Source organism: Nonomuraea gerenzanensis (assembly GCF_020215645.1).
GTDB lineage: Bacteria > Actinomycetota > Actinomycetes > Streptosporangiales > Streptosporangiaceae > Nonomuraea > Nonomuraea gerenzanensis.
In genome coordinates, this window is record NZ_CP084058.1 from 10,025,428 (window position 1) to 10,038,853 (window position 13,426).

Here is a 13,426-nt window from a genome sequence, read left to right on the forward strand (position 1 = left end):
ACAATGGGCAGGTATGCGTAACTGGCCGGTACATGAGCTGAGACTGACCACGCCCCGCCTCACGCTGCGGATGCCCACCCTGGACGACCTCGACGAGCTGGCCGACCGGGCCGTGGAGGGGGTGCACGACCCCGGCCGGATGCCGTTCGGCGTGCCGTGGACCGACGCGCCCGCCGCCGAATTGCCGTCCGCCGTCGTGCTCTACCACCTCGGGGTCATGTCCCGGTGGCGGCCGGAGGCGTGGGCCTGCAACTTCGTCGTCGTCCACGAGGGCCGGGTGGTCGGCGTCCAGGAGCTCAAGGGGGTGGACTTCGCGGTCACCCGCGAGGCGCACACCGGCTCGTGGCTGGGCCGCGCCCACCAGGGCGAGGGGCTCGGCACGGAGATGCGCGCCGCCGTCCTGCACCTGGCCTTCGCCGGGCTGGGCGCCCTGTCGGCCGTCTCCAGCGCCTTCCTGGACAACCCGGCCTCGCTCGCGGTCTCGCGCAAGCTCGGCTACCGGGACGACGGGCTGCTCGTCCAGTCGATCCGGGGGCGCCGGGCCACGCAGCAGCGGGTGCGGCTCGGCCGCGAGGACTTCGTCTGCCCCGTGCCGGTGAAGATCCACGGGCTGGAGGCGTGCCTGCCGCACTTCGGGCTGGAGTCCCCGTAGTACTCCAGAGCTACCTCACAGATCCACTCCCGGGTGGGACGCGGACGACGGGGCGTGATCCATAGGTTCGCCGCATGTTCACCCGTCTGCACCGAACCGTCCCCGTCCGCCTGCGCCGCAAGGTGTTCACCGCCGTGCTCGCCGCAGCCGTGGTGGTGCCGCTGTCCGGCTCTGAGGTCCCGGCTCCCGCGCCGATCCGGCCGTCCGGGGGTCCGGCTGAGGCCCGGTACGCCGCCGTCCGACAGGGCATCCTGGCGGCCGGGCGGATGGCCGCCGAGCGCGGCCAGGCGCGCCGGGCCGCGGCGCTGCGGGCGATGGCGGAGCCGGGGCGGCGGTTCCTGTTCTTCGACGGGCGTGACGGCGGGCGGGCCGCGGAGGTCTTCGGCGACCTGGCCGGGGCCGAGCGGGTCGCGGTGCTGGTGCCCGGCTCCGACACCGGCCTCGACACGTACGGGCGGCTGCGGGCCGGCGCGCTCGCCCTGCACCGGGAGCTGGGCGGCCGGGCCGCGGTCGTCGCCTGGCTCGGGTACCGCACCCCGGGCACCCTCGGCGCCGCCGTGCTCACCACCGGGCGCGCCGACGAGGCCGTCCCCGGGCTGCGGGCGTTCGTGCGCGAGCTGGGCGCCGCCCGGGTGTCCCTGCTGTGCCACTCCTACGGCGCCGTCGTGTGCGGGCGGGCCGCGGCCGGGCTGGGGGACGTGGCGAACATCGTCCTGTACGGCGCGCCCGGCACCGGCACGAGCGGGCCGCTGCGCACGTCCGCGCCCGTGTGGGCCGCCCGTGCGGCCGGGGACTGGATCGCGCACGTGCCCCATGTGCGGCTGCCGTTCCTCGGGCTGGGGCTCGGGGTGGATCCCGTCTCGCCGTCGTCCGGGGCGCGCGTCCTCGCGGCCGGAGACGGAGGGCACAGCGACTACCTGCGGCCGGGGTCCCCGTTCCTGCGCGCCGTCGCCGCCGTCGTGTCGGGGGTGGATCCCGGTGCGTGAGCTGGTCGCACGGGTGGAGGCGGCGACGCCGGCGGGGCGTGATCGCGGGGTGGACGGGCTGCGGGCGGTGGCCATCCTCGGGGTGGTGGCGGGGCACTGGCTGGTGACGGCGCTGGTGGTGGACAGCGGCGCCGTGCGGGCCGCGAGCCCGTTGCGGTCCATGCCGGAGCTGGCGCCCGTGTCCTGGCTGTTCCAGACGCTGGCGGTGTTCTTCCTGGTGGGCGGGATGGTGGCGGCCCGGAGCCGTGCGGGTGCCCGGCTCGCCTACCGGGTGTGGCTCGGGCGGCGGATGGCGCGGCTGTTCCGGCCGGTCGCCGCCGTGGTGCTGGTGTGGGTGGTGATCGCGGTCGCGATGCTGGCCGCCGGGGTCCGGACGGAGACCGTGGGCGCGCTGGCCAGGCTGGTGTGGTCGCCGCTGTGGTTCCTGCTGGTCTTCGCCGTGCTGACGGCGGCGACCCCGCTGGCCGCCAGGCTGCACCCGGCCTGGCCGCTCGCCGTCGTCGCGCTGGTGGATCTCGTCCGGTACGGGCTGGACGGGCCCGCCTGGCTCGGCTGGGTGAACGTGGTGGCGGGCTGGCTGGTGCCCTACAGCCTGGGTGCGTCATGGGGACGCGGGGGCGGTCTCCCTGGCCGGAGCGAGGAGGGCGGGCCGCCGGGCAGGGCCGGAGGGGGCGGGCCGCCGGGCCGGGGCGGGGAGGGCGGCCTGCCGGGACGCCGGGCCGGGTGGGCGCTGCTGCTCGGGGGCGGGGCCGCCACCGCCGGGCTCGTCCTGTGGGCGGGTTATCCGGCGGCCATGGTGGGCGTGCCGGGCGCGGAGGTCTCGAACCTCGACCCGCCCACCCTCGCCGCCGTCACCTTCGGCCTGGCCCAGTGCGGAGCGGCCGTGCTCCTGCTCGGCCCCCTGCGCCGGGCGCTGCGCCGGCCGCTCGCCTGGGCCGCCGTCGCGCCGGCGAATCTCTCCGCGATCACGATCTTCCTCTGGCACCAGACCGCCATGATCGCCGTCACCGCCCTCGGCCTGTTCGCCGGCCAGGCCCTGCCCGGCCTGCACACCGTCCCCGACTCGGCCGGCTGGGTGACGGCCAGGCTGGCCTGGTTGCCCCTGTTCTGCGTCGCGCTCGCCGCCTGCTGCGCGGCCTTCCGCGGCTACGAGCGCCCGGACCGCGCCGACGCGCGCCTGGCCGCGGCCCCCGACGACGGAGCCGCGGCCCCGGACGCCGGAGCCGCGGCTCACGACCTCACGTGCCCCCGCGCCCCGACCACTTGATCTCGTAGGGCCGCAGCGTGACCTGCCGCCCGTCGACGGTCGCGCTGACCTCCTCGTCGGAGGTGTTCACCATCACGACCTGGCTGGCCTGCCCCAGCACCTTCACCTTCGGATCGGAGGTCTGCACCTCCTGCACCTGCACCCCGGCGGGGAACCACTTGGTGAACCCGGACAGCAACCCCGCCATGGGCAGCTCGCCGCCCACCTTGGGCGACCACAGGCACCCGGCGCAATCGCCCTCCTGCTTCAACTGCGGGTTCCAGTAGAGGGCGGTGGTGACCCCGCTCCTGGCGAACTCCATGAGCGCCGCCGCCTGCACGGCCGTGCGCTTCTCCTCGCTCCACTGCGAGTTCTCGGGCTCGACGTACCACTCGGCCCACCACACCGGCAGGTCGTCGCTCTCCTCACGCAACCACGTGGTGATCGCGCTGAACTTGCTCAGGGCGGTGAAGTCGTCGGGAACGTTCCCCTTGTCGTTGGTCATCGAGGCGCCGTCCACGACGACGAAGTCGGCGCCCTTCTTGTGCTCGATCCAGTACTTGACCGCGTCCAGCGCCCGCTGGTCGACCGTGCCCCACGGGCCGCTCAGCTCGGAGGGCGGGCCCTGGTTGCGCATGTTGCTGCCGATCGACACGTACGGGCCGCCGACCTGGATCTCCTTGTCGACCTTCTTCAACGCCGTGTAGACCTTGTTGTACATCTCGGTGTACGCCTCGGCGTCCCACCGGTTGGTGGCCGGGTCCCAGAAGCCCTTGAACTCGTTCCACACCATGTAGTGCTTGACCGTCGGGTACTGCTTGGCCACCCGCGCCGCCAGCTTGGCGAAGTCGTCGAAGTGCTCCCGCTCGGGGGCGACCGTGTGGTTCTTGCTCCAGTCCGTACGCCCGGCCTGCCCGCCCTTCATCCAGTCGGGCGCGCAGCACAGCGTGATCACCGGCACGCCCCGCGAGGAGGAGATGAAGGTCAGCCGCCGGTCGAGGTCGACGAAGTTGAACTGCCCCGGGCTGGGCTCGGGGTTGCCGACGCCCCAGCCCATGATGTGCTGGTTCTGCAGCATGGGGACCCGGCCGAGCACGCCTCTGGCCTGCTCCACCACGTCCTGCGGCTCGTTGTCGGCGCTGTACTGGGTGTGGGTGACGCCCCAGCGCGGCCAGTTCTGCAGCGCGGGCGGCTCGGAGAGCTGAGGCGCGGGCTCGGTGGGCACCTTCGTGGCCACCTCGCTGCCCACGAACACGCTCCGTTCCTTCGTCCGCATCGCGGCGTACACCATGATGCCCGCCACCAGTACGACCGCGAGAATGCCTGCTCCAAGTGCGATCGGCCATGGCGATCGTCGGCGCGCGTGCCGGCCGTCGGTCGGAATCACTGAACGCTCCTCATCCTCGCGAGACGTTAGGGGGCTCCACGAACCTACAAGGTCCGCGAACGTACAAGGGCTGGACAGCAGTCCAGCCCTTATTACGCTAATCGTCCCGCTTGCAAGCCACTTGCGGTCAATCTTGACGCGGTGGCCGCTGCCCTCCCGCCGGGCCGGGGACCCCGGCGTAGCGATAGGGGACGGGCTGCCGGCCCGGCTGCACGATGAGGAGCGTGCCGGGGGTCTCGGCGTAGAAGGCGGACTCGACGGCGGCGGCCACGTCCTCGGCCGTCAGCAGGGGGAAGCCCGCGTTGACGAACATCTCCCGCGCGTCGGCCACCAGCGGCGTGTCGGTGAAGCCGGGGCAGACCGCGCCGATGCGCACGTTCTGCGCGGCCAGCGGCTCGGCCAGCGCCCTGACCAGGCCCACGACGGCGTGCTTGGTCATCGTGTAGACGGGGTCTCCGGAGAAGGCGGCGAGCCCGGCCAGCGAGGAGGTGACGACGATCGCGCCGCCGCCCGAGCGCAGGAGCAGCGGCATGGTGGCCCGTACGCCGAAGACGACGCCGTCCATGTTGACCCCGACGACCTTGCGGTAGCGGGCGAGGTCGAAGTCGGCCAGGTCCACCCGGCCGGAGATGCCGGCGTTGAGATGGACCAGGTCGAGCCGGCCGTACCGCTGCTCGGCCAGCGCGACGGCCTCCAGCGACGCCTCCTCGGTGCTGACGTCGGCGGCCAGCCACACGCCGTCCAGCTCCTTGGCCAGCCGCTCGACCCCCTCGCCGTCCATGTCGACGAGGACGCACTTGACGCCGCCCGTCGACAGGCGCCGGGCCACGGCGGCGCCGATGCCGCTCGCGGCTCCGGTGATCAGTGCAACAGTGCTCATGACGCTCCTTGCGGGGGATGGAGGGGCAGCGAGGTCGAGGTACTCAGTGCTGGTCGAGCATCCGGTGCGCGCGGGAGATCAGGGTGGGCACGGCCGCGCCGATGCGGTCGAAGCCCTCCCCCACGGTCTTACCCTGACGGAAGCGGGCGTGGATACCCTCCACGATGACGGCCAGCTTGAAGTTGCCGAAGGCCACGTAGAACCCGAGGTCGGCGATGTGCCTGCCGGACACCTTGCTGTAGTGGGCGGCGAACTCGGCGGCGTCCATGAACCCGGGCGCCACCGTCACGTCTCCGGCCACCGGGATCCTGGCCCGCTCCTCGTCCCCGCGGTCGTGCCAGTACGTCAGCGTCAGCCCCAGGTCGGCCAGCGGATCGCCGAGCGTGGACATCTCCCAGTCCACCACGGCCGCGATCTCCAGGTCGCCGGTCCGCAGCAGCGTGTTGTCCAGCCGGTAGTCCCCGTGCACCAGCGTGCCGGCCGCCTCGGCGGGCAGCCGCTCCCGCAGCCGCGCCACGAGCCGGTCGTACTCGGGCAGGTCGGCCGTCTTCGACCGCTCCCACTGCTGGCACCACCGGTCGAGCTGCCTGGCCAGGTATCCCTCCGGCCGCCCGAAGTCGCCCAGCCCCACCTCGCGGTAGTCCACCGCGTGGATGCCGGCCAGCACCTCGGCCAGCCGCTCCGACAGCCGCCGCGTCTGCTCGGGCGTCCGGTCGCCGAGCTGCTCGCGGCTGCGTACGGCCTCCCCCTCGACGTACCCCATGAGGTAGAACGGCGCCCCGATCACGTCCTCGTCGTCACAGAACGCGACGGGCTCGGGCACCGGCACGGGCGTCGGCGCGAGCGCCGAGATGACCCGCCACTCGCGCCGCATGTCGTGGGCGGTGGGCAGGACATGGCCCAGGGGCGGCCTGCGCAGCACCAGCCGGCGCTCCCCGGCCTCGACCAGATAGGTCAGGTTCGACCGGCCGCCGGAGATCAGCGAGACGGACAGGGGCTCGCCGGCGTCGGGCACGTTCCGGCCCATCCAGGCGACCAGCTGGGGGTGGTCGATGCCAGGTACGGTCATGGGGACACATTAGAACGTCACTCGGTCCTGAAGACATACTGGGAGTTCTGTAACGTTCCGGACCTGCGGCTTTGGCATCCGGCGAGATCCTTTAATCTGGCAGTACACCCTGGCCCTCAGCTTGCCCAGAGAGTGTGTGCTGACAGTAGGAGCCCATGCACGTCACCCTTGCCCAGCCCCGCGACCTGGGCGAATCCGAAGTGAGCCGCTGGCGTGACCTGCAAGAAGCGGACACCGCCTTCGACAATCCCTTCCTGTCGCCAGAATTCACCCTTACGGTGGGCGAACTCCGAGATGTCGTACGTGTCGCCGTCATCCATGACGGTCCGGAGATCGTGGGGTTCTTCCCGTTCGAGCGACATCCTCTCGGCATCGGCAAACCTGTCGCCGCCGGGCTGACCGACGCGCAGGGGCTCGTGCACGTCAAGGACGCCCGAATCGACCCGCTGTGGCTGCTGAAGGCGTGCGGGCTGGCGGTGTACGAGTTCGACCACCTCGTCTCCGGGCAGCCGCTGCTCGCCGCCCGCCACGAGCGGCACCCGTCACCGATCATCGACCTTCGTGCCGGCTGGGACAACTACACGGAGTCACTTCGCAAGCACTCTGGCAAGACGTACAAGACCACCCTGGCCAAGTCGCGCAAGCTGCAGCGCGAGGCAGGCCCGCTGCGGCACGACTACGCCACCACCGGCCTGGAGCCCCTGCGCACGCTGCTGAGCTGGAAGACCGACCAGTACCGCCGCACCGGCCGCGCCGACCGGTTCGCGCACCCGTGGATCGTGGAGCTGGTGGAGCGGCTGCTGGCCACCCAGTCCGACAGCTTCGCCGGGGTGCTCGACATGGTGTACGTGGACAACCGGCCGATGGCCGGGCACTTCGGGCTGCGCACCCGCACCACGCTGGCCGGCTGGTTCCCCGCCTACGACACCCACTTCGCCAAGTACTCCCCCGGCCTCATCCACCACCTGGCGATGGCCGAGCGGGCCGCCGCGTCCGGCATCGAGGTCATCGACATGGGGCGCGGCCAGAAGGAGTACAAGGACAAGCTGAAGAACGGCGAGCTGGAGGTGGCCGAGGGCCGCGTGGCGCGGCTGGGCCCGGCGGCGGGCGTGCACTGGGTGATGCGGGTGCCGGTGCGCAAGACGCGCGCCACGGTCATGGGGCATCCGCTGCTGCTCAAAACGGCCGACAAAACCTTGAAAACGTACGGAAGACTGCGTACCGTCCTACAACGGTGAAACACATCGCAGAGCGAACGGGCCGTCACTGCCTGTCGCTACCGTCCAACCGGCTGGGGCTCTATCTCGCCTTGCGCCACTGGTGCCTGCCCGGGCAGCGGCTGCTGATGTCCCCCATCTCCGCCGACGAGATCCTCTTCCTCGTGCTCGCGGCCGGGCTGCACCCCGTGATCGCGCCGCTGTCACCGCGCGACGGCAACATCGACGTCTCCCGCGTGGACCTCGACACGGTGGACGCGGTGCTGACCACCAACCTGTACGGCCTGCCCGACGACGCCCCCGCCTTCGCCGGCAAGATCCTCATCGAGGACGTGGCGCACGCCATGGAGAGCGACCTCGACGGCCGGCCGCTCGGCACGTTCGGGCACGCGTCGGTCTTCAGCCTGTCCAAGCACCCGGGCGCGGGCTCAGGCGGCGTGCTCGCCGTCGAGGACGAGTCGGACCTGCGCGCCCTGACCCGCGCCCGCGACGAGCTGCTGACCCGCGGCTCCCTGCGCGCCGACGTGTGGAGCGTGGCCACCTCCATGGCCCGCCAGGCCGCGCTCAAGCTCGACCTCGTCCGCCCCGCGCTCCGGCTCATGCGCCGCCTGGGCATGGAGGAGCCCCGCGAGGGGTACCGCATCGCGGTGCACCCGGACGAGCTGGAGCTGGCGCTCAAGCAGGTGCCCGCGCTGCCGCCCTTCGACCCCTGGGTACGCGCCGACCTGCACCACTACCGCGCCCACCGAGGCCGGCTGGTCCGCTGGTACCAGGCGCGGCGGGTGGCCAGGGTGCCCCGCGACCGGGCGCGCCGGCTGGCCGGCGTGCAGCGTCTGGCCGAGCTGCCCACGGTCGCGCCCGCCGTGCTCGACGACCTGTCACGGCCGCTGTTCCGGGTGCCGCTGCTGGTCCGCGACAGGGACGCGGCCATCGAGGAGCTGGAGCGGCACGGGGTGTCCACCGGTTACCTGTACGACCCCGCCTACGACGACTACGCCCCCGGCTTCACCGAGCACTGCGCCGACCCGGCCCCGGCCCGCTGGTGGGCCGGGCACGTGCTGCCGGTGGACCCCATGTTCACCGCCCGCTCGCTGCCCGTGCTGCGCCGGCTGGAGCCCCCTGCCGCCGGGCCTCACGGATGAGCTCGGCCACGATCTCGCAGCCCCGGCGCACGTCGGGGAGCGAGGCGGAGCCGTACCCGATCACCAGGCCGTGCAGCCGGGTGCGGCCGTGGTGGTGGTGCTCGGTCGAGTCGAGCAGCACCCCGCGCCGTCTGGCCCGCTCGACCACGCCGGGCACCAGCGGCGCGGGCAGCTCGGCCAGGACGTGCAGCCCGGCCGTGTCGCCGCGCAGGCGGCAGGCGGGGCCGAGCAGCTCGACGACGGCGGCGCGGCGGCGCGCGTACTCCAGGCGCATCCTGCGCAGGTGCCGGTCGAGGTCGCCGCGCTCCAGCAGGGTGGCCACGGCCTGCTGGACGGGGCCGCTGGTGCGGTCGGCCAGCGCCCAGCGCAGGCCGGCGATCCTGCTGACCAGCTCCGGCTCGCCCACCAGCCAGCCCACGCCCACGTCGGGGGCCAGGATCTTGGACAGCGTGCCGAGCAGCACCACCCTGGACGGGTCGAGGCCGTAGAGCGCGGGCAGCGGGGCGACGTCGTAGCGGAACTCGGCGTCGTAGTCGTCCTCCACGATCGTCGCGCCCGTGCCGCGCGCCCAGGCCAGCAGCCGCTCCCTGCGCGGGATCGGCAGCCGGCCGCCCAGCGGGAACTGGTGGGCGGGCGTGGTGTAGAGCACACGCAGGCCGGCGGGCAGGTCGTCGACGATCACGCCGTCCTCGTCCACCGGGCACGGCACCACCTCGGCGCCCCTGGCCGCGAACACCGCGCGTGCCACCCGGTAGCCCGGGTCCTCCACCCCCGCCCTGGCCCCTGGGCCGAGCAGGGCCAGCGCGCACAGGTCGAGCCCGTTGCCGGTGCCTCGGGTGACCAGGATGTTCTCCGGGCCGACGGCCATGCCTCTGGCGCGCCTGAGGTGGTCGGCGAGCAGCTCGCGCAGGCGCGGCAGGCCGTACATGTCAGGGGCGTCGCCGGGCGGCAGGTCGGCGGCCCTGCGCCAGGCCCGCTTCCACGCGGCCTCGTCGTAGTCGCGTACCCAGGGGGCGCCGCTCGTGAGGTCGATCAGGCCGGTGGGGGGCGGCGGCGCGGGCACGTACGCGCTCTGCGCCGGTGGCCGCGGCGCGTGCTCCATGTGGGCCCCCATGTCGGCCACGAACGTGCCGGAGCCGTGCCGCCCGTCCAGCCAGCCCTCGGCGTAGAGCTGCTGGTACGCCTCCGTCACCACCGTCCTGCTCACCCCGAGCTGGGCGGCCAGGGCCCGCGTGGACGGCAGCCGCTCGCCGGAGGCCATCGTGCCGTCGAGCATGGCGCCGCGCAGCCACCCGACGAGCTGCGCGGTGAGAGGTTCAGCCGAGTCGCGCGAGAGGGAGACCGGCAGGTCAACATGGGAACGCATAAAAGTGGTCTCTTGAAAGGTGCTGGTAGTGGCCCTACAGGATAGGTCCACTTCGTCGTTACCGTCGAATCATGCTCTCCACCACACCACGCACCACCCTGGGCCGCTCCAAGGAACGCGGCAGCACCGACAGGGACGACCTGTACGAGGTGCTCGACACCGGCCTGATCTGCCATCTGGGCGTGGTCGTGAACGGCCACCCCATGGTCGTGCCCACCGGCTACGGGCGCCTCGGCGACACCCTCTACCTGCACGGCTCCACCGGCGCCCGCTCGCTGCGCACCGGCTCGGAGACCGACGTCTGCGTGACGGTCACGCACCTGGACGGCATCGTGCTGGCCCGCTCGATCTTCCACCACTCCGTCAACTACCGCTCGGCGATGATCTACGGCAGGGCCCGCCTGGTGACGGACGACGACGAGCGCGAGCAGGGGCTGCGCGCCCTGGCCGAGCAGCTCGCCCCCGGCCAGTGGGACTACGTGCGCCGGCCGTCGCGCAAGGAGCTGGCCGCCACGGCCGTGCTGGCGCTGTCGCTGGAGGAGGCGTCGGTCAAGATCAGGCGCGGCGGGCCGGTGGACGAGGAGGAGGACTACGACCTGCCGGTGTGGGCCGGGGTGCTGCCCCTGGTCACGTCGTGGGGCGCACCCGAACCCGATTCGGTGCTCCCAGAAGGTATCGAGGCACCGGTTCACATCCTCCATCGGGAGTAGTTCCATATTTCCGGAACCACCTGGAAAACCTGAGCTCATGATCGCACGTCTCATCAGGTGGGCCGGCTCCTGATGGGAGAGGCAAAATGGAGTGGAGCGCTCCCGGTTATACAGAGATCAAGCAGCTCGGGGCGGGCGCGAGCGGACGCGTCGTGCTCGCCGTGCACGACGAGACCGGCGTCAGGGTCGCGATCAAGTACCTGTCCCAGGAGCTGTTGCGGGATGCCTCCGCCCTGGCCAGGTTCCAGTCGGAGGCCAGGCTGCTGACCACGCTGCGCGACCCGCACATCGCCACGATGTGGGAGTACATCCAGGACGACGGCGGCGCCGCCATCGTGATGGAGCTGGTCAACGGCGTCTCCCTGCGCGCGCTGTTACGCGAGAGCGGCACGACCGAGCCCGAGGCCGCGCTCGTCGTGCTGAAGGGCTCACTGCTCGGCCTCGCCAGGGCGCACGCCATGGGCCTGGTGCACAAGGACTACAAGCCGGAGAACGTGCTCGTCCGCGACGACGGTGACAGCAAGCTCGTCGACTTCGGCATCGCGGTCCGCCAGGGCACCGCCGCCCAGCCCGAGGGCACGCCCGCGTACATGGCGCCGGAGCTGTGGGATGGCCGCCCCGCCTCGCCCGCCACCGACGTGTACGCGGCCACCGCCGTCTTCTTCGAATGCCTGACCGGGCACCGGCCGTACCGGTCCACCGAGCCCAGCGTCCTGGGCTACCAGCACGTGCATGCCCCGGTGCCGTTCCACGACGCGCCGGAGCCCGTACGGGACCTGGTGCGGCGCGGGCTGGCCAAGGAGCCGGAGCGGCGGCCCGACGGCGCGCTGACGTTCGTGGCCGAGCTGGAGGCCGTGGCGGTGGCGGCGTACGGCGAGGACTGGGAGGAGCGGGGCAGGCGGCGGCTGGCCGCGCTGGTCGCCCTGCTGGCCCTGTTGTGGCCGATGCCCGCGACGGCGCCGCCCGAGGCTGCCACGTCGCTGGCCAGGACCGTGTTCGACCGCCTGCGCGGCAGCACCGGGGAGAGCGCGCGGCGCATGGTGCAGGCGAACTCGCGGCGGCTGTGGATGGGCGGCGCGGTGAGCGCGGCGGCGGCCGTGGCGGTGGTGGTCGTCCTGGCCAACAGGCAACCGCCCGAGGAGCCGTTCGGGGCGGCGAGGGCCGTGCCGCCGAGCCGGATCGCGACCGCGCCCGTCGCCGGGACGCCCAGCTCGCAGCCGCCCGTCTCGCCGCCGGAGTCCTCGCCCCCGGAGTCGGAGCCCGTGCCCGACCTCACGCCGCAGGCCGTCCCGCAGACGTCGCCGGAGGCGGACCCGCCCGACGACGGCCCGCCCGACGACGGCCCGCCCGACTCACGGCCCGAGCCGCCGGACGCGACCACCCGGCCCGCGACGAACCAGCCGACCACCGGCGCGCCCACCACCCCACCGACGACCCCGCCGACCACTCCGCCGACGACCCCGACCACCACACCACCCACCACCCCGACCACCACACCACCCACGACTCCGCCCACCACCCCGCCGACGACGCCGCCGACCACGCCGCCCACCACCCCACCGACGACACCTCCCACCACGCCGCCCACCACCCCGCCGACGACGCCACCCACCACTCCGCCCACCACCCCACCGACGACGCCGACCACCGAGAAGCCGGCGCCGGTCACCTCGGTGCTCGCGGTGACCGTGGGCGACATCACGATCGGCGAGAACGGCGTGGCGGCCAGCACCATCGGCCTGCGCACCAGCGGCACCGGCGCCGTCACCGCCATCGCGACCTGGACGGCACCCGGCGAGGAGGGCCGCACCGAGCGCGTCCCGCTCAGCGGCGCGGGCACCTACACCGAGCGGCTGACCTGGTCGCTGGGCGAGCGCGCGTGCGGCAAGACGGTCACCCTGACCGTCACCACCTCCCCCGCGCCCGCCGGCGGCCCCCGCTCGGCCTCCAGGACCCTGCCGGCCTGCCCGACCGAGGTGACCGCGCTGAACGTCACGCTCAGCCTGCCCGCCGCCCCCGCCCGAGCCGCCACCGCGCGGGTCCGGCTCACGGCCGGCGGCACCGGCGAGATCCCGGTCAGCGCCCGGTTCGCCGTCGACGGCGACCCGGTGGCCACCCGATCCGCGACCTGGTCGGGGCGCACCTCGTACAACGACGTCTTCCGGCACGTCTTCCGGTCGCGGCCCTGCGGCTCGACACTGTCGGTGCAGGTGAGCGCGGGCGGCAGGACCGACAGCGCGCGTGTCTCCGTCCCCTGCCCGCCGCGCGTGCGGCAGGTCTCGATCGGCGAGGTCACCACCAAGGGCGGGCTCAGCGCGCCCGTCAGCGTCACCGCGGGCAACACCCAGCCCGTACGGCTGACGGTCAGGTTCAGAGCCGGCGAGTCCACGGACAGCCAGACGGTCACCCTGTCGGGCGACACCTCCTACCGCCGGGTCCTCGGCTACGAGACGCGGCTGCCCTGCGGCACGAGCTGGTCGGTGACGGCCTCCACGGTGCCGGCGGCGGCGAACGGCACCGCCACCCGCAGCGGCACCACGCCGAAGTGCCCCGAGGAAGAGCCCACCAAGGAACCCACGAAGGAGCCCACGAAGGAACCGACCAAGGAGCCGACCAAGGAGCCGACGCAAGAGGCGACCAAGGAGCCGGACCCCGAGTCCCCGGACACCGTTGAGTGATATTTATCCAGTTGTCGTATATCGGTAGCGGGAAAGCGGTTGACTCTGGTTAAGCTACGGACCGTTTGATGAGGGTGGGGGCCCACAGAACTC

Annotated in this window: 11 protein-coding genes; 7 read left to right on the plus strand and 4 right to left on the minus strand. The window is 73.0% G+C overall.

What is annotated here, in order from left to right; genetic code table 11:
- The first annotated feature begins 13 nt into the window (after positions 1–13).
- From LCN96_RS46580 to LCN96_RS46590, 3 genes are all read left to right on the plus strand, one after another.
- Complete coding sequence (locus LCN96_RS46580; protein ID WP_225268812.1) at positions 14–652, plus strand: GNAT family N-acetyltransferase; 639 nt, start codon at positions 14–16, stop codon at positions 650–652.
- A 74-nt stretch (positions 653–726) separates the two neighbouring features.
- A complete protein-coding gene (locus LCN96_RS46585) occupies positions 727–1,638 on the plus strand; it encodes an alpha/beta hydrolase (RefSeq protein WP_225268813.1) in 912 nt (303 codons plus the stop codon).
- A complete protein-coding gene (locus LCN96_RS46590; protein ID WP_225268814.1) occupies positions 1,631–2,905 on the plus strand; it encodes an acyltransferase family protein in 1,275 nt (424 codons plus the stop codon). The genes LCN96_RS46585 and LCN96_RS46590 overlap by 8 nt, the downstream gene beginning before the upstream one ends.
- On the opposite strand, the gene LCN96_RS46595 is transcribed toward LCN96_RS46590, so the two are convergent.
- From LCN96_RS46595 to LCN96_RS46605, 3 genes are all read right to left on the minus strand, one after another.
- Positions 2,877–4,187, minus strand: a complete 1,311-nt coding sequence (locus LCN96_RS46595; protein WP_225268815.1) for a GH39 family glycosyl hydrolase — start codon at positions 4,185–4,187, stop codon at positions 2,877–2,879. The genes LCN96_RS46590 and LCN96_RS46595 overlap by 29 nt on opposite strands.
- 211 nt (positions 4,188–4,398) lie before the next feature.
- Complete coding sequence (locus LCN96_RS46600; RefSeq protein WP_225268816.1) at positions 4,399–5,151, minus strand: SDR family oxidoreductase; 753 nt, start codon at positions 5,149–5,151, stop codon at positions 4,399–4,401.
- Positions 5,152–5,194: 43 nt separating this feature from the next.
- Entirely contained in the window at positions 5,195–6,220 is a 1,026-nt protein-coding gene (locus LCN96_RS46605; protein WP_225268817.1) for a phosphotransferase family protein, read from the minus strand.
- A 155-nt stretch (positions 6,221–6,375) separates the two neighbouring features.
- On the opposite strand from LCN96_RS46605, the gene LCN96_RS46610 reads away from it, so the two are divergent.
- Entirely contained in the window at positions 6,376–7,458 is a 1,083-nt protein-coding gene (locus LCN96_RS46610; RefSeq protein WP_225268818.1) for a GNAT family N-acetyltransferase, read from the plus strand.
- Complete coding sequence (locus tag LCN96_RS46615; protein WP_225268819.1) at positions 7,455–8,579, plus strand: DegT/DnrJ/EryC1/StrS family aminotransferase; 1,125 nt, start codon at positions 7,455–7,457, stop codon at positions 8,577–8,579. The genes LCN96_RS46610 and LCN96_RS46615 overlap by 4 nt, the downstream gene beginning before the upstream one ends.
- Here LCN96_RS46615 and pdxR read toward each other — a convergent pair.
- Positions 8,515–9,945, minus strand: a complete 1,431-nt coding sequence (gene pdxR / locus LCN96_RS46620) for a MocR-like pyridoxine biosynthesis transcription factor PdxR (protein ID WP_225268820.1) — start codon at positions 9,943–9,945, stop codon at positions 8,515–8,517. The two genes, LCN96_RS46615 and pdxR, sit on opposite strands and share 65 nt — an antisense overlap.
- A gap of 71 nt (positions 9,946–10,016) precedes the next feature.
- Here pdxR and LCN96_RS46625 point away from each other — a divergent pair, with 71 nt between their 5' ends.
- Positions 10,017–10,655: a pyridoxamine 5'-phosphate oxidase family protein gene (locus LCN96_RS46625; protein ID WP_225268821.1), complete on the plus strand. Its 639-nt coding sequence runs from the start codon at positions 10,017–10,019 to the stop codon at positions 10,653–10,655.
- An 86-nt stretch (positions 10,656–10,741) separates the two neighbouring features.
- Positions 10,742–13,333: a serine/threonine-protein kinase gene (locus tag LCN96_RS46630; RefSeq protein WP_225268822.1), complete on the plus strand. Its 2,592-nt coding sequence runs from the start codon at positions 10,742–10,744 to the stop codon at positions 13,331–13,333.
- Positions 13,334–13,426 lie beyond the last annotated feature (93 nt).